19 protein-coding genes are annotated in these 18,207 nt (G+C 70.5%); 6 read left to right on the forward strand and 13 right to left on the reverse strand.

Going from position 1 to position 18,207, the window contains the following annotated elements; translation table 11 throughout:
• Positions 1–5: 5 nt before the first annotated feature.
• Complete coding sequence (locus ABL840_RS03680) at positions 6–926, reverse strand: hypothetical protein (RefSeq protein WP_093301649.1); 921 nt, start codon at positions 924–926, stop codon at positions 6–8.
• Positions 923–2,620: an FMN-binding glutamate synthase family protein gene (locus tag ABL840_RS03685; RefSeq protein ID WP_093301650.1), complete on the reverse strand. Its 1,698-nt coding sequence runs from the start codon at positions 2,618–2,620 to the stop codon at positions 923–925. Before ABL840_RS03685 ends, ABL840_RS03680 begins: the two co-directional genes overlap by 4 nt.
• Positions 2,621–2,675: 55 nt before the next feature.
• Here ABL840_RS03685 and ABL840_RS03690 point away from each other — a divergent pair, with 55 nt between their 5' ends.
• Both ABL840_RS03690 and ABL840_RS03695 read left to right on the forward strand, forming a co-directional pair.
• Positions 2,676–3,467 (forward strand): UPF0149 family protein, encoded by a 792-nt coding sequence (locus ABL840_RS03690; protein ID WP_093301652.1) that lies wholly within the window; start codon positions 2,676–2,678, stop codon positions 3,465–3,467.
• A 167-nt stretch (positions 3,468–3,634) separates the two neighbouring features.
• Positions 3,635–4,822 (forward strand): MFS transporter, encoded by a 1,188-nt coding sequence (locus tag ABL840_RS03695; protein ID WP_093301780.1) that lies wholly within the window; start codon positions 3,635–3,637, stop codon positions 4,820–4,822.
• Here ABL840_RS03695 and ABL840_RS03700 read toward each other — a convergent pair.
• Genes ABL840_RS03700 through ABL840_RS03710 form a run of 3 tightly spaced genes read right to left on the reverse strand, consistent with a single transcriptional unit; the run spans position 4,812 to position 6,557 of the window.
• Positions 4,812–5,132, reverse strand: coding sequence for a GNAT family N-acetyltransferase (locus tag ABL840_RS03700; protein WP_093301653.1), 321 nt, complete (start codon positions 5,130–5,132; stop codon positions 4,812–4,814). The two genes, ABL840_RS03695 and ABL840_RS03700, sit on opposite strands and share 11 nt — an antisense overlap.
• The gene (locus ABL840_RS03705; protein WP_093203991.1) at positions 5,129–5,626 is read right to left on the reverse strand and encodes a nuclear transport factor 2 family protein; all 498 of its coding nucleotides are present in this window, start codon (positions 5,624–5,626) and stop codon (positions 5,129–5,131) included. Before ABL840_RS03705 ends, ABL840_RS03700 begins: the two co-directional genes overlap by 4 nt.
• Before the next feature lie 34 nt (positions 5,627–5,660).
• Complete coding sequence (locus ABL840_RS03710) at positions 5,661–6,557, reverse strand: LysR family transcriptional regulator (protein WP_093203995.1); 897 nt, start codon at positions 6,555–6,557, stop codon at positions 5,661–5,663.
• A 100-nt stretch (positions 6,558–6,657) separates the two neighbouring features.
• Between ABL840_RS03710 and ABL840_RS03715 the strand changes: the two genes are divergently transcribed.
• Entirely contained in the window at positions 6,658–7,842 is a 1,185-nt protein-coding gene (locus tag ABL840_RS03715) for an Acg family FMN-binding oxidoreductase (RefSeq protein ID WP_093203998.1), read from the forward strand.
• A 22-nt stretch (positions 7,843–7,864) separates the two neighbouring features.
• On the opposite strand, the gene ABL840_RS03720 is transcribed toward ABL840_RS03715, so the two are convergent.
• Together ABL840_RS03720 and ABL840_RS03725 are read right to left on the reverse strand one after the other, a co-directional pair.
• Positions 7,865–8,389 (reverse strand): CinA family protein, encoded by a 525-nt coding sequence (locus tag ABL840_RS03720; RefSeq protein WP_418116187.1) that lies wholly within the window; start codon positions 8,387–8,389, stop codon positions 7,865–7,867.
• A gap of 5 nt (positions 8,390–8,394) precedes the next feature.
• Positions 8,395–8,922 (reverse strand): phosphatidylglycerophosphatase A, encoded by a 528-nt coding sequence (locus tag ABL840_RS03725; RefSeq protein ID WP_093204000.1) that lies wholly within the window; start codon positions 8,920–8,922, stop codon positions 8,395–8,397.
• A gap of 187 nt (positions 8,923–9,109) precedes the next feature.
• Between ABL840_RS03725 and ABL840_RS03730 the strand changes: the two genes are divergently transcribed.
• Entirely contained in the window at positions 9,110–10,576 is a 1,467-nt protein-coding gene (locus tag ABL840_RS03730) for an MFS transporter (RefSeq protein WP_093301655.1), read from the forward strand.
• 6 nt (positions 10,577–10,582) lie between these two features.
• Here ABL840_RS03730 and ABL840_RS03735 read toward each other — a convergent pair whose 3' ends face one another.
• Together ABL840_RS03735 and ABL840_RS03740 are read right to left on the reverse strand one after the other, a co-directional pair.
• A complete protein-coding gene (locus ABL840_RS03735) occupies positions 10,583–12,298 on the reverse strand; it encodes an FAD-dependent oxidoreductase (RefSeq protein ID WP_093301657.1) in 1,716 nt (571 codons plus the stop codon).
• 49 nt (positions 12,299–12,347) lie between these two features.
• Complete coding sequence (locus ABL840_RS03740; RefSeq protein WP_418116188.1) at positions 12,348–13,328, reverse strand: tripartite tricarboxylate transporter substrate binding protein; 981 nt, start codon at positions 13,326–13,328, stop codon at positions 12,348–12,350.
• 97 nt (positions 13,329–13,425) lie between these two features.
• Here ABL840_RS03740 and ABL840_RS03745 point away from each other — a divergent pair, with 97 nt between their 5' ends.
• Positions 13,426–14,322 carry a LysR family transcriptional regulator gene (locus ABL840_RS03745; RefSeq protein WP_093204009.1) on the forward strand — a complete coding sequence of 299 codons (897 nt, stop codon included), beginning with the start codon at positions 13,426–13,428 and terminating at the stop codon, positions 14,320–14,322.
• 34 nt (positions 14,323–14,356) lie between these two features.
• On the forward strand, positions 14,357–15,067 hold the full coding sequence (locus tag ABL840_RS03750) for a DUF3053 domain-containing protein (RefSeq protein ID WP_093301658.1): 711 nt from the start codon (positions 14,357–14,359) through the stop codon (positions 15,065–15,067).
• 120 nt (positions 15,068–15,187) lie between these two features.
• Here ABL840_RS03750 and thiL read toward each other — a convergent pair whose 3' ends face one another.
• From thiL to phnF, 4 genes are read right to left on the reverse strand one after another with little or no spacing between them, the layout of a single operon-like run.
• On the reverse strand, positions 15,188–16,144 hold the full coding sequence (thiL, locus tag ABL840_RS03755) for a thiamine-phosphate kinase (RefSeq protein ID WP_093204014.1): 957 nt from the start codon (positions 16,142–16,144) through the stop codon (positions 15,188–15,190).
• A 19-nt stretch (positions 16,145–16,163) separates the two neighbouring features.
• The gene (gene phnN, locus ABL840_RS03760; RefSeq protein WP_093301660.1) at positions 16,164–16,736 is read right to left on the reverse strand and encodes a phosphonate metabolism protein/1,5-bisphosphokinase (PRPP-forming) PhnN; all 573 of its coding nucleotides are present in this window, start codon (positions 16,734–16,736) and stop codon (positions 16,164–16,166) included.
• The gene (locus tag ABL840_RS03765; protein WP_093301661.1) at positions 16,733–17,443 is read right to left on the reverse strand and encodes a DUF1045 domain-containing protein; all 711 of its coding nucleotides are present in this window, start codon (positions 17,441–17,443) and stop codon (positions 16,733–16,735) included. Before ABL840_RS03765 ends, phnN begins: the two co-directional genes overlap by 4 nt.
• A complete protein-coding gene (gene phnF, locus ABL840_RS03770) occupies positions 17,436–18,191 on the reverse strand; it encodes a phosphonate metabolism transcriptional regulator PhnF (RefSeq protein WP_093301663.1) in 756 nt (251 codons plus the stop codon). The genes ABL840_RS03765 and phnF overlap by 8 nt, the downstream gene beginning before the upstream one ends.
• Positions 18,192–18,207 lie beyond the last annotated feature (16 nt).

The following is an 18,207-nucleotide window of genomic DNA, read 5'->3' on the forward strand; positions in this document are numbered from 1 at the left end:
CGTGGCTAGTGCTGCACCCCGTTGGCAACCTGCAGATGCCACCGCCCCAGCAGCCGCGCCACCGCCCGCACCCGCTGCGTATCGCGCCCCCAGCGCCGGCTCGCCGGCAGCTTCTGCGCCCATTTCATTCGCCTTGCAGCATTCGCGATGCGCTCTCGCACTTCTTCGCTCACGCCGGCCAGCGCCGCGTGCCAGTGCTGCCCGGCGGCCTGCGGGGCGGCCGCCTCGAGCATCATGGCCGTCGAGTGCAGGTAGCTCAGCCAGTCGCGCGCCTGGCATTCGGCCAGGGTCATGACCTCGGCCGGGTCGTCCTCGAAGTCGATGTAGCCGATCACGCCGTCGGGGCACTGCACGAGATTGCGGTCGAAGGCCTGGCTCAGGTGCTGGCCGCACACGTGCACGGCGGCGATGGCGGCCAGGCCCTCGCGCCATACCGACAGCAGCGCGGCGGGGCCGGCGGCCGCTGCCTGGTCGAGCCGCTCCTGCAGCACCACCGTCGCGCGGCCGCTCTCGCCCAGGTCGGAGATCAGCAGGCCGTCGGGCTGCTGCGCCAGCACCACCGGCACGCGCAGGCCGGCGGCCGCGAGCTGCTTGAGGCGCCGCGCCTCGGTGGCGATGGCCGCTTCGCCGCCGGGGTTGGGCACGGGCTTGATGATGTCCAGCCGCGCCATGCGCGCGACCGCCGCCATCACGCGGTAGCCCCATTTGCCGTGCCGGGGGCCGGCCTTCTTGAGCCACACGCGTTCGCTGCCAAAGCGGTGGCTGGCCACGTTCTTCTGCTGCTGGGGCAGGGTGGTGCGCAGGAATTCCGCGTAGTCGCCGGGCGCCGGCGGGTTCGGGGAAAGCGCGTCCAGGGGCGCGGGCGCCGAAGCTGCGCCCTTGCGCGTTTGCAGGCGCCTGCTGGCGCCTCTACTCAGTGGGTTCATGCGGCCAATGCGAAGCCCGTCACGAGCCCTTGCGGGCCCTGCGTCACGGGCTGGAAACTCTCTGCACTGGCCAGCGGCCAGTAGGTACGGAAGACATTGTGCTGCTCGTCGAGCGGGCCGAGCAGGGCGCCCGGCTGCACCTGCATCACCAGGTTGCTCAACAGGCGCACTTCGGTGTCGGAAATGCGGCGCACGATGTGGTGCGCCGTGATCTGCTGCGGATGGTCGAGGCCCGCGGCCTGCACCAGCTCCTGCAGCGCGTGCAGCGTGCTGCGGTGGAAGTTGTGCACCCGCTCGGCCTTGGTCGGCACCACCAGCGCCTTCTGGCGCAGCGGGTCCTGCGTGGTCACGCCCGTGGGGCAGTGGCCGGTGTGGCAGCTCTGCGCCTGGATGCAGCCCAGCGCCATCATGAAGCCGCGCGCGGCGTTGCACCAGTCGGCACCCAGCGCCATCATGCGCGCCACGTCGAAGGCCGTGATCACCTTGGCGGCGCAGCCGATCTTGATGCGGTGGCGCAGGTTCACGCCGATCAGCGTGTTGTGCACCAGCAGCAGGCCTTCCTGCAGCGGCGCGCCCACGTGGTCGCTGAACTCGACCGGCGCCGCGCCGGTGCCGCCCTCGGCGCCGTCGACCACGATGAAGTCGGGCGTGATGCCGGTGGCCTGCATCGCCTTGACGATGCCGAACCATTCCCAAGGATGGCCCAGGCAGAACTTGAAGCCGGTGGGCTTGCCGCCCGACAGCTCGCGCAGCCTGGCGACGAAATGCATCATCTCGGTCGGCGTGGAGAAGGCGCTGTGCGAGGCGGGCGAGATGCAGTCGACGCCTACCGGCACGCCGCGCGCGGCGGCGATCTCGGGCGTGACCTTGGGCGCCGGCAGCACGCCGCCGTGGCCGGGCTTGGCGCCCTGGCTCAGCTTGATCTCGATCATCTTCACCTGCGGGTCGCGCGCGTTGGCGGTGAAGCGCTCCTCGCTGAAGCTGCCGTCGTCGTTGCGGCAGCCGAAGTAGCCGGAGCCGATTTCCCAGATCAGGTCGCCGCCGTGCACGCGGTGGTGCTGCGAGATCGAGCCCTCGCCGGTGTCGTGCGCGAAGCCGCCCATCTTCGCGCCCTTGTTGAGCGCGAGGATGGCGTTGGCCGACAGCGCGCCGAAGCTCATGGCCGAGATGTTGAACACGCTGGCGCTGTAGGGTTGGGTGCAGACCTGCGCGGGGTTCGCGCCCGCCGGCTGGGGCGTGCCGCCGATCACGATGCGGAAATCGTGGTCGGCCAGCTTGGTCGGCCGCATCGAGTGGTTGATCCACTCGTAGCCCGCGATGGTCACGTTCATCTGCGTGCCGAAGGGGCGGTTGTCGGGGTCGCCCTTGGCGCGCTGGTACACCAGCGAGCGCTGGGCGCGCGAGAAGGGCGCGGCCTCGGAGTCGCTCTCGATGAAGTACTGCCGCATCTCGGGGCGGATGAACTCCAGCAGGAAGCGCAGGTGGCCGATCACCGGGTAGTTGCGCAGGATGGCATGACGGGCCTGCCGCAGGTCGTGTACGCCGGTACCTGTAAGTACCGCAAAGACGGCGACGCCGATCCAGGCCAGCCACAGGTGGGGCGAAACCAGCACGAACGCCAGGCATGCCACCAGACCGACCACGCACAGGGCGAAGGCGCTGTAGCGCGCCGGAAACGGAATAATCGTGGGCATAGAAATAGTCTCGACCGTGGCCTGCTGCATCATAGAGGGCTGCCTCGAACTTGCCATGACGACCATTCCCGACCCCATTTCGCCTCCCGACAGCACCCCCGCAGCCCGCACTCCCCTCGGCCCCGACGATTTCGACGCCCTCGACCAGGCCCTCGACGCCATGCGCGAGCACGACGAGGAAATCCCCCAGTGGGAGTTCTGCGAAGGCTTCATGGCCGCCCTGATCTGCACCCGCCGGCCCATCCTGCCGTCCGAATACTGGCCCGTCCTGCTGGGCGACAGCTTCTCGTCCGCCCAGCACATGGAGTTCGTCTGGAACTGGAAGCGCCGCTGGATCGAGATCGAGGAAGGCCTCGACGCCCCCGTCGAAACCCTCGACGACGAGCGCAGCTGGCAGCCCGAGGTGCTCGACACCCGCGGCGCCATCGCCTCCCTGCCGGAAGAAGAACGCGCCGAAGTCGCCGGCGAGGCCATTCCCTCGTTCGCCCAGGTCTGGGCGCTGGGCTTCATGTACGCCGTGGAGAACTGGCCCGAAGACTGGGCCGAGCCGCGCGACAAGGACGCCGCGCGCATGCTGAACGACGCGCTCGACAACATCGTCGCCCTCACCGAGGACGACACCGGCAAGCCCACGCTGTCGATGTACAGCGACGACGCCCCGCCCAGCGTGAGCCAGCAGCGGCTGGACGACTTCGGCGCCGCCATCTGGGCCGTGTACGACCTGCGCCAGCTCTGGAAGAGCCTGGGGCCCAAGGCCGAGACCATCCGCAAGGAAGCCACGCCCGGACGTAACGACCCTTGCCCCTGCGGCAGCGGCAAGAAGTACAAGAAGTGCCACGGTGAGTAACTGGGCTCACCCCCAGGCTTCGCGCACTTCGTGTCGCTTCGCCAACCCCCTTGCAGGGGGCAATACCTGCGGCCCGGCAAAGCCGGTTCCGCGGTATTCCTGAAATGAGCTCAGTCCTGGCGCAGCGCTCCGCCGCAGAACCCCTGACGCCCCGTGCGGCATGGGTGATGGTCCTGGCGCTGTGCGCCGGGGTCGCGCTGAGCCAGGCGTTCCGCACGGTGGGCGCCATCATGGCGAGTCCGCTGCAGGCCGATTTCCATCTTTCCGCACAGGCCCTCGGGATCTTCTCGGGGGCCTTTCACTTTGCGTTCGGCGCGATGCAGCTCTTCATGGGCATCGGCATTGACCTGCACGGCGTGCGCCGCACGGTGCTGGTGGCCTTTCCGGTCGCCATCGCGGGGGCGCTGCTGTCGGCGGTGTCGTCCAGCTACCTGGTGCTGGTGGCCGGGCAGGCGCTGATCGGCGTGGGCTGCGCGCCGGCCTTCCTGGTTTGCACGGTGTTCATCGCTCGCCACTTCCCGCCGGCGAGCTTCGCCACCGTGTCGGGCATCGTGCTGGCCGTCGGCGGCCTGGGCATGCTGGCCACCGGCACGCCGCTGGCCTGGCTGGTGCAGGCGTATTCGTGGCGCGCGGGCTTCCTGGTGCTGGCCCTGGCCGCAGCGCTGGCGTGGCTGGCGATCTGGTACTGGATGCACGAGCCGGCCTCGGCCATGCCGGGCAAGCGGGAGTCCATTCCCGAGGCGATCCGCCAGTTCGGCGCGCTGTTCGCCATGCCGCACACGCTGGGCATCATGGTGCTGGGCGCGGTCACGTACGCGGCCTTCATCTCGCTGCGCGGCCTGTGGCTGGGCCCGCTGATGATGGAGCGCCACGGCTACTCGCTGGTGCAGAGCGGCAACGTGGCGCTGGCGGTGTCGGTGATCTCGCTGTTCGGCGCGCCGCTCTTCGGCCGGCTCGACCGCGACGGTGCCTCGCGCCGCCGCTGGATCGCGATCTGCTGTCTCGGCTACGCGGGGCTTTTCGCGCTCATCGCGGTGCTGCACTCGGCCTGGCTCGACATCGCCGGCATGGTGCTGATCGGCGTGCTCTCGGGCTTCATCGTCTGGCAGTACGCCGACGTGCGCGGCGCCTACCCGGCCACGCTCACCGGCCGCGCGATGGCCGTGTTCACCATGGCGATGTTCCTCGGCGTGGCGTTCATGCAGTGGGGCACGGGCGTGGCCGCCTCGGTGGCGGCGGCGCATGGCGGCGATCCGCTGACGGCCGTGTTGGGCACGATCGCCGTGCTGCTGGTGATCGGCATCGCAGCCTTCGCGTGGCTGCCCGCCCCGAAGCCCGAATCGCCTAGATCTTGAAGGCGCGCTGAATATCGGGCCGCACCAGGTCAGCGTATTCGCGGTGCTTGCGGATATAGCCCGCGATGAACTGGCACACCGGAATCACGTGCAGCCCCTTCGCGCGAGCCTCGCCGAGCACGTGCTTCGCGATGCCCGAGCCCACGCCCTTGCCCTCGAATTCGGGCAGCACCTCGGTGTGGGTGAACATGATCGCGTCGGTCAGCAGGTTGTATTCGGCGTAGCCGGCCAGCTTGCCTTCGAGCGCGGCCTCGTAGCGGTGCTGTGCTTCGTTGTTGGAAAAGGCGAGGGCGGTGTCGTTGGTGCTCATGGCTGTCGTGCGAGAAAGGTTGCGAGGTTGGCTGCCGCGGTGGCGCGCACCTTGTTGCGCAGCATGGGGCTCCAGCCTAGCAGCAGGCCCGGTGTGCCGAGCGCCTGGCGCGACCAGGTCCAGAACGGAAAACTGTCGCGGTGAGTGGCGATCAGCCCCTCGGGCGTGAAGGTGAAGCGCGAGTCGATGCTGTTGTCGACGATGCGGCCGGTGGCGGTGAAGCGGTAGTGCGCGTCCCAGTGGGCGCTGCCGGTGCCGTCGTCGTTCGCCTTCACGTCGCGCCAGGTCAGCTTCCACACGTCGGCGCCCTTGGCCTTGGTGCCGCCGGCCAGCATGCGCCACATGCCGCCCACCTCGCGCCGTCCGCGCAGCGAGAAGGCCTCGTCGTCGAACACCGCGTCGGGGGCGTAGCAGGCCTCCATGGTCGGCGCGTCTAGCTTCGCGAAGGCGCTGTAGAAGCGCTCGATGGTCTGGGCGTTGGTGGCTGCTGTCATGAGGCCTCTTGGGGTTGAGCGGAGCGGCGTGGCGTCAGATCGACGCCGGGATGTTGCGCGCGAGGAAATCATAGACCGCGCGGATGCGCCGGTCGGTGTGGATCTCGCGATGCACCGCGAGCCACACCGGCAGCGACTTGATCTTCAGCTGCGGCAGCACGCGCACCACCGAGCCGTCGGTGCGCGCGAGCGACTCGCTGACGAAGCCTATGCCCATGCCCAGGCGCAGCGCTTCCCAGTAGGCGCCCATGTCGTCGGTGCGGAAGCAGAAGTGCTCGCGCAGCAAGGGCGTGCCCAGCTGCGCCGACATGCGGACGATGGTGTCGATGCTGTCGTAGCCCAGCACGTCGTGCCGGTACAGGTCGGTCGTCTGCCTCGGCGTGCCGCGGCGCCGCAGGTAGTCGACATGGGCGAAGGCGCCGAGCGCGAAGGTGCCGATGCGGCGCGCCACCACCGTGGCCGCGGTGGGCTGCGTCATGCGGATGGCGATGTCGGCCTCGCGCTGCAGCAGGTTGCTGATCTCGCTGGTCGATACCAAGTCGACCTGGATCTCGGGCAGCTCCTGCCGCATCCGCACCAGCAGGCCGGGCAGCATCTGGCGCGCGGTGGCCTGGCTCGCCGAGATGCGCACCGATCCCGCGATGGTCGCGTTGGCGCCCGAGACGCTGCGCGACAGCGCGAGCGCGCCGTTCTCCATGGCACGGGCCGATTCCGCGAGACGCGTGGCCATGGCCGTGGGCCGCAGCCCCCGGCCGGTGCGCTCGAACAGCACCACGCCCAGCTGCGATTCCAGCTCCGCGATGTGCCGGCCCAGCGTCGGCTGGCTCGCGCCCAGGGCGCGCGCTGCCGCGAGCAGGCTGCCGTGGTCGAGCGCGGCCAGGAATGCGCGCACCAGCCGCCAGTCGAAGCCGAGTTCGTTTTCGGAGCGCATCGGAGGTCCGGTGGGTGTCGGGCAGGTATTCAGTTCCGCATAGCAGTTATGGAAGCTTAAGCGATTGTTAATCGCTGCCCCGCTTTCGATAATCCGCCCGATGGATGAGCGAAGAAACTTTATCCGGCTGCTGGGAGGCGGCGTTGTGGTGGCGGCGGGTGCGGCCGCGCTGGCAACCTGGTGGCTGAACTCCGACGTGCCGGCGGCCGCGCTGGAGATATGGAACGGCCCCGGCGACGAGCCCGATGCGCGCAAGCGCGCCGTCGCGTACGCCGTGACGGCCCCCACCGCCTACAACCGCCAGCCCTGGCTGGTCGACCTGCGCGAGCCCGACGCCATCGTGGTGTATTGCGACCGCGAGCGCGTGCAGCCCGAGACCGATCCGTACGGACGCCAGATCGTCATCGGCCACGGTGCCTTCATCGAGCTGCTGGTGATGGCGCTCGCGCAGCAGGGGCTGCAGGCCAGCGTGCAGCTGTGGCCGCAGGGCGAGCTGGCCGGCGAGCCGAGGCACTGGCCGCACGTTCCGGTGGCGCGGCTGCGGCTGGCGGGCGGCGGCGTGCCCGATCCGCTGTTCGCGCAGGTGCTGCGGCGGCGCACGCCCAAGCAGCGCTTCGACCTCACGCGGCCGGTGTCGGCCGACATCCTGCAGGGCCTGACCTCCATCGCGTCCGCGGGCGGCATGGTGAGCTCGGCCGGCACGGTGGACATGGCGCGCGTGCAGCCCCTGCGCAAGCTCTGCGCGGCGGCCGCGCGGGTGGAGCTCACCACGCCCGGCACGGCGATGGAAAACCTGCAGCTGCTGCGCGTCGGCCCGCAGGAGATCCTCGCGCACCGCGACGGCTTCTCGATCAACGACCCTGCGCTGCGCGTCGCCGTCGCGCTGGGGCAGTTCGACCGCCGCACGCCCGCGTCCGAGGACAGCCTCTCGTTCCGCCGCACCCTGCAGCTGTTCGAGGACCAGGCCAACACCGCGATGGGCTTCGTCTGGCTCAGCACGCGCGGCAACAGCCGCACCGAGCAGATCGCGGCGGGCCGCGCCTACATGCGCCAGCAGCTGCGCGCCACCGACCTGGGCCTGGGCATGCACCCGATGAGCCAGCCGCTGGAGGAATTCGCGGAAATGGCGCCGCACCGCGCGGCCGCGCACGACATGCTGCTGGGCACCGCGCTCCCGGGCGACAGGCAGGGCCCGACGGTGCAGATGATCTGCCGCCTCGGCTACCCGATGGCGCCGGTGCCCGCCGCGCCGCGCCGGGCGCTCGCGGGTTTCATGATGGCTTGAGGCGCCGCGGGCGCCGGCGGGCTCAGCGCGCGAGCAGCAGCTCCACCAGCGTCTGCAGCGAGTGGTGCACCGTGGCCGCGCGCACCGTGGCGCGGTCGCCGTCGAAGCGGCGGCGCTCGGTGCGCACGTCGCCGTCGACCGACCAGCCGAACCACACGGTGCCCACCGGCTTGTCGGGCGTGCCGCCCGTGGGCCCGGCCACGCCAGTCACCGCCAGCGCAACGCGCGAGGGCGGCGAATGCGCGATCGCGCCCGTGGCCATGGCTCGCGCCACCGGCTCGCTGACGGCGCCGTTCGCGGCGATCACGCCCGCGTCCACGCCCAGCAGCTCGGTCTTGGCCTCGTTCGAATACGTGATGAAGCCGCGCTCGTACCAGACGCTCGAACCCGCGAGGTCGGTACATGCCGCGCCGATCAGCCCGCCGGTGCAGCTCTCGGCGGTGGCCAGCATCCAGCCCTTTTTCTGCAGCAGGCCGGCCAGGGTCACGACCAGCCCGGCCGTGTCCTGGTCCGCGAGCGCCGTGGTCGGGGAGAGCGAGGAATCCATCGGGGTCACCATGCGCGCCACAGCGCAATGACCAGCAGCGTGCAGAAGGCGGCCACCAGATCGTCGAGGATGATGCCGAAGCCGGCCTGCCACCAGCGCACCTGCGCCGGGTCGCGTGGCTTGAACAGGCCGTCGGCCCAGGCCACCGGGCCGGGCTTGGCGGCATCGAAGAAGCGGAACAGCAGGAAGGCCACCGTCTGCGCCAGCAGGCCGGCCGGCGTCACCAGCCAGAGCACGATCCAGAAGGCGACCACCTCGTCCCACACCACGGGGCTGGGGTCGGCCACGTTCATGTCGCGCGCGGCCACCGTGCAGGCCCACCAGCCGACGGGCAGCGAGGCGGCGATGATCCAGCCGATGGTGGCGGGCGTGAACCACAGCTGCATCACCGAGAAGGCGACCCAGGCCCACAGCGTGCCCACCGTGCCGGGCGCGAGGCGCGAGAGGCCGGAACCGAAACCCAGCGCGATGAAGTGCGCGGGGTGGGACAGCAGGAAGCTCAGCGTGGCGCGGCGCATCGAGGGTTGGGGCATGGCGCCGGAGGTCGGGGTGGACGAAGAGGAAGAGTTGGGGGAAACGGCTTGCATCGGGGCAGGAGTTTCGCGCATCTGCGGCGGGGCCGGGTCGGTGCAGTTTTATTTATCAAAGCAATAGCTTGTTTAATTGGCGGGCGACGCCTAGTATCCGGGCTCCTTCCGATCCGATCCTCGCGTCAGCGCGATGCCTGCCATGCCTTCCTCTCCAGCCTCGTCCGCCGCTCTGCATGCCCCTTCTTCCACCGCCGCCTGGGGCGAACTGTTCAGCGGCCGCAACGGCTGGCGCGCCCTGGCCCTGACCGGCGGCGTCGCCCTGCACGCGGTCAACGTGCACATCGTGACCACCGTGCTGCCCTCGGTGGTGCGAGAGATCGGCGGGCTCGACTGGTACGCCTGGAGCACCACGCTCTTCGTGATCGGCTCGATCCTCGGCGCCACGCTGTCGGTGCGGCTGCTCGCGGTGCTGGGCCCGCGCGGCGCCTGCCTGGCGGCGCTGGCGGTGTTCAGCGCCGGCTCGGTGGGCTGCGCGCTGGCCCCGGCCATGCCATGGATGCTGGCGGGGCGCACGGTCCAGGGGCTGGGCGGCGGGCTGCTCGCGGCGCTGAGCTACGGGCTGATCCAGCTGGTGTTCGAGCAGCGGCTGTGGCCGCGCGCGGTGGCGCTGGTGTCGGGCATGTGGGGCGTGGCCACGCTGTGCGGGCCGGCCGTGGGCGGGCTCTTCGCGCAGGCTGGGCACTGGCGATGGGCCTTCTGGTTCCTGCTGCCGGTGGCGGCGGCGCAGGCAGTGCTGGTGCTCGTGCAGCTGCGGCCCTCGATGGGCGTGAAGCACGAGCGGCCCGCCACGCCGCCGCGCGTGCCGGCGCCGCAGATCGGCCTGCTCGCCGCCTCGGTGCTCGTGATCGCCGCCAGCGGCCTGGTGCCCGATCTCCCCTGGCAGGCGGCGGGCGTCGCGCTGGGCCTGGCGATAGGCTTCGCCGCCACGCGCATCGACAGCCGAGCCGCCGTGCGCGTGCTGCCGGCCGGCGCCTACGCCGTGAGCGCGCCGCTGGGCGCCATCTACGCGAGCGTGGCGCTGCTGCTCATCGGAAGCACCACCGAGATCTTCGTGCCGTACTTCCTGCAGCTGCTGCACGGCCACTCGCCGCTGGCGGCGGGCTATCTCACGGCCGCGATGGCGGGCGGCTGGAGCGCGGGCTCGCTGCTGTCCTCGGGCCGCAGCGGCGCGAAGGCCGACCGCATGCTGCGCATCGGGCCGGTGGCGTGCACATTGGGGCTCGCAGCGCTCGCGTGCCTGCTGCCTTCGCCGGGCTTCTTCGGCGGCGGCTTCGAGACGTTGCTGATCGCAACCGCGCTCGCGGCCGTGGGGCTCGGCGTGGGCATCGGCTGGCCGCACCTCATCACGCGCGTGATGGCGCTGGCGCCGAAGGGCGAGCAGGGACTGGCCTCGGCCTCGATCACCACCGTGCAGCTCTACGGCATGGCCGTGGGCGCGGCGGTGGCGGGGCTGGTGGCGAACGCGGCGGGGCTCAGCGTGCCGGGTGGCGTGGAGGGCGCGAAGTCGGCGGCCGTGTGGCTGTTCGCGGGCTTTGCGTTCGCGCCGGCGGCCGCCGCGTGGCTCGCGTATCGCGTCGTCGCGCGGCGCAACTGGTGAAGCGGCTCAGGCCACCACGCCTTCCCACGCCAGCGCCTTGCGGCGAGCGCGTATGCGCTGGCCTTCGCCGCGCAGCATGCCCACCAGGTCGTAGACCTCGGCCGGCAGGTGCGCGCCGCGCCAGGCCACGTGCTGGTCGGCGCGGCACAGCACGAGGCGGTGCGTGTAGGCCTTGGGCACTTCCTCCGTCTCGATGTCGAGCACCGTGAGCGGCATGTTGTAGGCGGCCGCGGCGCGTTCGAGCGGGCGCACGTCCACGCTGCGGTCGAAGCGCAGCATGGTGTAGCCGGGGCCGAAGGCGTCGTAGAGCGAACGGCCATCGGCCAGCCAGAAATGCGGCGCGCGGCAGCCGGGCACGGTGGAGGGCGTGAACTCGCCCATGGAGTAGGGCGGCGCCATGTGCTCGCCGTCCGGGATGATGATCGGCGAGCCGCTGTAGAAGTAGCCGAAGTTCAGGCCGCCGCAGCAGAACTGCTGCACGTTCAGCTCGTAGGCCTCGCGGCCGATCTCGGCGCGCAGCGCGTCGCCGGCGGCGCCCGGCTCCTCGATGTTCTGCGGCACGGCGCGGCGCGCGCGGATCATCTTCTGCGCGTGGTTCATCGCGAAGTTCGATACCTGCTCGGTGATCGGCAGCCGTTCGGCCTCGTAGGCGTCGAGCATGGCCTCGTCGCCCCAGCCCTGGACCACCGCGCCGAGCAGCCAGGAGAGGTTGAGCGCGTCGGCGATGCCCGCGTTCATGCCGTAGCCGGCGTAGGGCACCCACAGGTGGGCAGCGTCGCCCGCGAGGAACACGCGGCCCTCGCGGAAGCGGTTGGCCACGAGGCGGCGGCCGACCCAGTCTTCCTTGCTGATGACTTCGTACTCGAAGTCGGGGCCCACGCCGAGGATCTCGCGCAGCGATCGGTCGCGGTCCACCGAATCGAACTCGGGCTCCTCGGCGTTCAGGTGGTTGTGCACCAGCCAGGTCTCGTGCCCGTCGATGGCGAACATCGTGCCGCAGCGGCGCGGGTTCATCGCGTAGTACGACCACGCCGGTTTGCCCGGAATGAGCGCGCGCAGCCCGGGCGCGCGGATGAAGGTCGACTGCACCCGCTGTATGACCGCCGTGCCCTCGAGCTTCGCGCCGATCTGCTTGCGCACCGCCGAGGAGCCGCCGTCGCAGCCCACCATGTAGCGGCAGCGGATGCTGCGCGTCACGCCGCTGTCCATGTCGGTGGCGATCGCGGTCACGCCGGTATCGTCCTGCGTGAAGCCCGCGAACTGCGTGCGGTTGAGCAGCTGCACGCCCGGCAGCGCGGCCGTGTGCTTCAGCAGGATGGGCTCCAGGTAGATCTGGTTGATGCGGTGCGGCGGCTCGGGCGTGGGCCACCATGCGTCGGGGCCCTCGGTCTCGGTGTAGCGGTCGCGCCGGCAGGGGATGGGGATGCGCGTGAGCTCGGTGCCCGTCACGGTGGTGCGGAACACCACGTCGTTCGGATGATCCGCCGGCAGGCCCGCGTCGCGCAGCTTCTGCGCCACGCCAAGGCGGCGGAACTGTTCCATGGTGCGCGAGGCGACATGGTTGCACTTCACGTTCGGCGGCTCGGCGAAGCGGCGCGTCTCGCAGATGAGGACCGAGACGCCGCGCGAGGCGAGGTCCATGGCCAGCGTGAGGCCCACGGGGCCGGCTCCGACGATCATCACGTCGGCCTGCAGTGCTGAGGTGTGGTTCTGGTCGGTCATGTTCTGGCGGATGCCTGTCGTCAGTCGAGCCTGATGCGGGCGGTCTGGATCACCTTCGCCCATTTCTTCGTTTCGGATTGGATGTACGCCTCGGCGAGGTCGGCGCGGGCTCCGCGCCGAGGTTGCGCATCGAGGCCCTGATCTGCTCGTCGCCGAGCGCGGCATTGATCTCGGCGTTGAGCCGCGCGACGACGGGCGCTGGCGTGCCTGCGGGCGCCACCACGCCGAACCAGCCGGTGGAGTCGTAGCCGGCGAGCCCGGCCTCGGCCACCGAGGGCACCTCGGGCAGCATCGGCACGCGCTGCGCACTCGTCACCGCGAAGGCCACCAGCTTGCCGGCCCTGATCTGCTGCAGCGAGGCGGGCAGGTCGACCAGCGCGAGCGGAATCTGCCCCGCGATGGCGTCGAGCGCCGCCGGGCCCGAGCCGCGATAAGGCACCTCCACCAGCTTCACGTCCGCCATCTGCGCGAAGAGGGCGGCCGACAGGTGCATGGCCGTGCCGTTGCCGCCGTGGCCGATCGACAGAGTGCCGGGGCTGGCTTTTGCCAGCGCGATCAGCTCGCGTTGCGTGCGCGCGGCGATGGAAGGGTGTCCCACGATCACGAAGGGCGTGGCCGCGACCATGCCCACGGGCTTGAAGTCCTTCACCGGGTCGAAGGGCATCTGCGGATAGAGGCTGACGTTGGCGGTCAGCGCGCCCGCCGCGCCCAGCCCCAGCGTGTAGCCGTCGGCGGGAGTCTTGGCCACCAGCGAGAGCCCCACGTTGCCGCCCGCGCCGGGCTTGTTGTCGATCACCACCGGCTGGCCCAGCTTCTCGTTGAGCCGGGGCACCAGCATGCGCATCACCGCGTCGGCGCTGCCGCCGGGCGGGAAGGTCACGACCAGGCGGATGGGCCGGTTCGGGAAATCGCCGGTCGGCGCGGAAGGCGCCTGCGCGAGCGCCGTGCCACCGGTCAGTGCCGCGCCGGCGGCGGCCAGCAGCAGCTGCCGGCGACGCGCGCTCTTCCCGCGGGCAAGGGGTGCTGCCATCGAGACTCCTTGAATGTGATGCGTTTTTCCGATGATTGAACGATGGCCGGATTCATTCGTAAATCAAGAAATTTCTAATGAAATATCATCTTTGCTGATGAATACGAACTTCAGTCCTACGATCCGCCAGCTGCGTGCGTTCCTCGCCGTCTACCAGCTGAAAAAGCTCAGCGCGGCGGCGCAGCGGCTGTTCGTCACGCAGTCGGCGGTGAGCATGCTGATCCGCCAGCTCGAGGAAGGGCTGGACACGCGCCTGTTCGACCGCACCACGCGCTCGCTCAAGGCCACGGCGGCGGCCGAGCAGATGATGATGACGGTCGAGCGCATCCTGCGCGACGTGGATTCGCTGTCGAACGACTTCCGCGAACTGGCCACGCTCGAGCGCGGCCGCGTCACCCTCGCCATCACGCCCACGCTCGCGGCCTTCCTGCTGCCCGACGCGATGCGCGCATTCAACGAGCAGCATCCCGGCGTGCGGGTGCTGGTGAACGACTGCGCGCCCGACCAGTTCGTCTCGCGCATCATCGGCGAGCACGTGGACTTCGGCATCGGCACGCCCGAGCGGCCCGGCCCCGAGGTCGAGGTGCAGCGCCTCATGCGCGACCACCTCGCCGTGGTCTGCCGCGACGACCATCCGCTGGCCAAGGCCCGCGTGGTGCGCTGGAGCGACCTGGGCGGCCACCCCGTCATCACGGTGCGACCGGGCTACGGCGTGCGGCCGCTCATCGACGGCACCGCGGCCGAGGCGGGCGTGGCGCTCGACGTGGTGAACGAGGTGTCGTTCCTCTCCACCGCCATATGGATGACGGCCGCCGGCATGGGCGCGTCGATCATGCCCTCGGCCTTCGCGCGCGCGGAGGCCGACCCGTCGCTGGTCATCAAGGTGCTGAGCTCGCCGCGCGTGGCGCGCGACATCTCCATCGTCACCAAGCGCGGCCATTCGCTATCGGCCGCGGCGCGAGCCTTCATCGATGCGCTGAAGCGCTCCCTATAATTTTTCCGGCACAACAAACAGGAGGGCCCGGCCCATGAGAACTTTCATTCAACGTCTCGGGGCCATGACGCTCCTCGTCGCCTTCAGCCTCGCGCTGGTGGCCTGCGGCAACAAGGAGGCCGAGCAGCGCAAGGCCTTCATCTCCTTCCTGCAGACCCGCGTGCTCGGCAAGCCCGGCCTGCGCGTGCCGGTGCCCACCGCGGAAGAAAAAGCCTCCTTCGGCGACTACGCGCAGCACTACGCCGTGATCACCGACTTCAACGAAGGCATGAACAAGTCCGTGAGCCAGCCCATGACGCAGATCATGGCCAAGGGCGCGCTGCGTTCCATCGCCGACCTGCCCGCGCGCCGCGACGACCTCAAGGCCGCGAAGGACGGCCTCACGGGCCTGCGCACCGCGCTCGACCAGCAGTCCGCCAAGGCCGATGCCGCGCACGCGCAGCTCAAGCAGCCCGACGACCTGAAGCAGGTCTACGACAAGGCCTTCGAGAAGACCGTGACCACGCCCTCCGCCACCTTCAAGGAAGTGTTCCCCGCGCTCGACAAGGTGTTCGACAGCGCGCTGGCCATCGGCGACTTCCTGGAGAAGAACAAGTCGAAGATCCAGATCAGCGGCAGCAGCGTCGCCGTGACCGACCCTGCCGTGCAGGCCGAGCTCAACAAGATGCTGCAGCAGCTCAACGGCCAGTCGGCGGCCATCAATGCCGCTCAGCAGAAGATGCAGGCGGTGGTGCGCGGAGGATAGGCTCTCCCCCAGGCTGCGCGCACTTCGTGTCGCTTCGCCAACCCCCTTCCGGGGGCAACACCTGAGGCCCGGCAAAGCCGGTTCCTCGGTGTTTCCCGAAAGAGAGGGATTGCAGGAAAACTAGACGAAATGGTCGAACGAGCCGAAGCGCTGTGACACCGGCGCGCCGGCCGCGTCGACGATGCGCAGGCCGGCGTCGGCCTCGATGCGGCCGATGCGCGTGACGCGCGTGGAACTGTCCATGCCTGCCTGCCCGACCGCGTTGCGCGCCGAGGCGGGCGCGGTGAAGACCAGCTCGTAGTCGTCGCCGCCCGAGAGCGCGCAGGTGCGGCGCAGTTCCTCTCCCAGGTTGCCGGTGTCGACCGAGATCAGCGCGGTGGCCGCGTCGGCGTCCAGCGTGGCGCCCACGCCGCTCGATGCGAGGATGTGGCCCAGGTCGCCGATCAGTCCGTCGCTCACGTCCACGGCCGAAGAGGCGATGCCGCGCAGGGCCTGCCCGAGCGCCACGCGCGGCGTCGGCTGCTCCATGCGCCTGCGCGCCGTGTCGAAGGCGTCCGCCGGCAGCGCGATCGTGCCGCGGAACACCTCGAGAGCCAGCCGCGCCTCGCCCGGCGTGCCGCTCACCCAGATGTCGTCGCCCGCGCGCGCGCCCGAGCGCAGCAGTGCCGCGCCGGCCGGCACCTCGCCGAACACCGTGATGCAGATGTTGAGCGGGCCGCGCGTGGTGTCGCCGCCCACCAGCTCGCAGCCGTGCGCGTCGGCCAGCGCGAGCAGGCCGCGAGAGAAGCCTTCGAGCCAGGGCTCGTCCACGCCCGGCAACGCCAGCGCGAGCGTGAAGGCCAGCGGCTTCGCGCCGCAGGCGGCCAGGTCGCTGAGGTTCACCGCCAGCGCCTTGTGGCCCAGCCGGGCCGGATCGACGGTGGAAAGGAAGTGCCGCCCTTCAACGAGCATGTCGGAGGAAACGGCGAGCTGCATGCCGGGAGCCGGCGCGAGCAGTGCGCAGTCGTCGCCCACGCCGAGCGGGGAGCGCGTGGCGGGGCGCTTGAAGTAGCGTGCGATCAGGTCGAATTCACCCATGGGGGTGAGAGCATAAGCGCTACGCCTCCGGATGGAGTTCCCTGCGCGGCATGCTCAGCGCCAGCAGCAGCCGGGCGCCGGCATCCGCAAGAACGTCCTCGTTGTGGATCTCGATGGCGGCCAGCTCCGGTGGAATGCGGAAGTCGAGCGCGCGCTGCACGCGGGCTTCCACCATCTCGGCGGACTCGCGCGCCCGTGCCGTCAGGCGGCGGCGCAGCGTCTCCACGCTGGCCGTGACGTGCACGACCGTCATCCGCGGAAAGCGCCGTGCGGCTTCGGGCAGGTAGGCGCGCGATCCGTTGACGATGACGGTGCCGCCGTCGCGCGGCGGCGTCAGCTCGGTATGTCGCACGCCGTAGCAGAGCCCGTTGGCTTCCCAGTCGAGCCCGAAGGCACCTGCTTCGCGCAGTCGCAGGAAGCCGGGCAGGTCGACGCCGTCGTGCTGCTCGCCGCCGGCGGTCATTGGGCGCGTGATGGTGCGGCGGGCGAAGGAGACGGGCGCGTCGTGCGGAAGGTGGTCCTTCAGCCAGCCGAGGAGGCTGTCCTTGCCCGCGCCGGAAGGGCCGGCCACGTAGACGAGGCGGCCGGTCATCGGCCCAGCCCCATCTGCGCGAGGCACATGAAGTCGGCCCCGGACGAGGGCTCGGCGAAGAGGCTGATGGCTTCGAAGCGCAGCGGAGGCTGAGAAGACAGCAGCGGCGCGAAGTGCTGCCGTGCCGCCGCCTGCAAGGCCGCCACGACATCCGGCTCGACGTTGCGCAGCGATCCGGTCAGCGACATGTGGAAGCGGAAGCGGTCCATCACGAAGGGATAGCCCCAGCGCAGCAGCAGCGCGTCTTCCTCGGGCGTGAGGCCGGCCGCGCGGCGCCGCTGGAGCTCCGAAGGCGGCAGCGGCTCGGCGAAGGCGTGCAGCTGCATCACGCAGGCATCGGCCGCCGCGCGCAGCGGTGCGTCCGGGCGAACGGGCACGAGCGCGAGAAAGTCGTCGAGCAGCGCGACTTCGAGCGCGGGCATGTCGAAGGGCTCCAGCGTGCGGCAGAGCGCCTGCATGCCGGCGCGAAGCTCCGCCTCGGTGAACCGGGGCTTCAGCACGAAGGGCGCCGCGAGCGTGGCGTGCCAGCCGTAGCGCCGGGGCGCGGCGGTGAGCCTTTTCTGCAGTTCCGCGGGCGCTCCCGCGATGTCGGGCAGCGGCCATGTGCGCCCGCTCGCCGCGCAGCGGCCCAGCCAGCGGCTGCCGGCCTCCCACCATGCGCTTTCGACCGGCGGCGCGAAGTAGGCGGCGTAGCGGTGTTCACTCATCGTGCGTCACCGTCAGCGAGATGCGATCTCCCGCGAACCAGGTGCGGGCGTATTCGATGGGCACGGCGGCGGTGTCGATGTTGACGCTCTCGACGAAGAGCACCGGCCGCGTCACCGGCTGGCGCAGGTGGGACGCCACCGTGGGCTCGGGCATCTGCGCGGTGATGCGGCTGTCGCGGCGCGTGTAGTCGTCCACGCCGTGGGCCGCGAAGCCCGCGGTGATGGAGCCGGTCTCGCGCACCACATCCTCGAGCGTCGCGAAGCGCGGCAACGGGAAGAAGCGCTCGCTGAAATGCAGCGGCTGTCCTTCGGCATCGCCGATCACATTGAGGCACAGCAGCGTGCTGCGTGCCGCCACGTCCAGCGCGCGGGCCTGCGCGGCGGTTGCGCGCACCGTGCTGGCGGCCACCACGCTCAGCGCGCCGCGCAGGCCGGCCAGTGCCATGCGCTGGTGGTGCCGGGGCCGCTTGACCAGCGCGAGGTCCATCGCGAATTCCTCGACGTAGGTGCCGCTGCCCTGCGTCACGCGCAGCAGGCCCTGGCTCGTGAGGTCGGCCAGCGAGCGGCGGATGGTGTGGCGGTTGACGCCGTATTGCTCGGCCAGTGCGTGTTCGGGAGGAAGCCGTTGCCCCGGCGGATAGACGCCGCGTGCGATGGCGTCGGCGATGTCGGCTGCGATGCGGGTCCAGAAGCTGTCGCGCGGCGGGCGGGCGGGAAGCGATGCGGGAGAACTTGTAGTGCTTGTCATGAAGTCGTCTTGAGCG

The organism is Variovorax sp. NFACC27, assembly GCF_048301545.1.
Lineage (GTDB): Bacteria > Pseudomonadota > Gammaproteobacteria > Burkholderiales > Burkholderiaceae_C > Variovorax > Variovorax gossypii.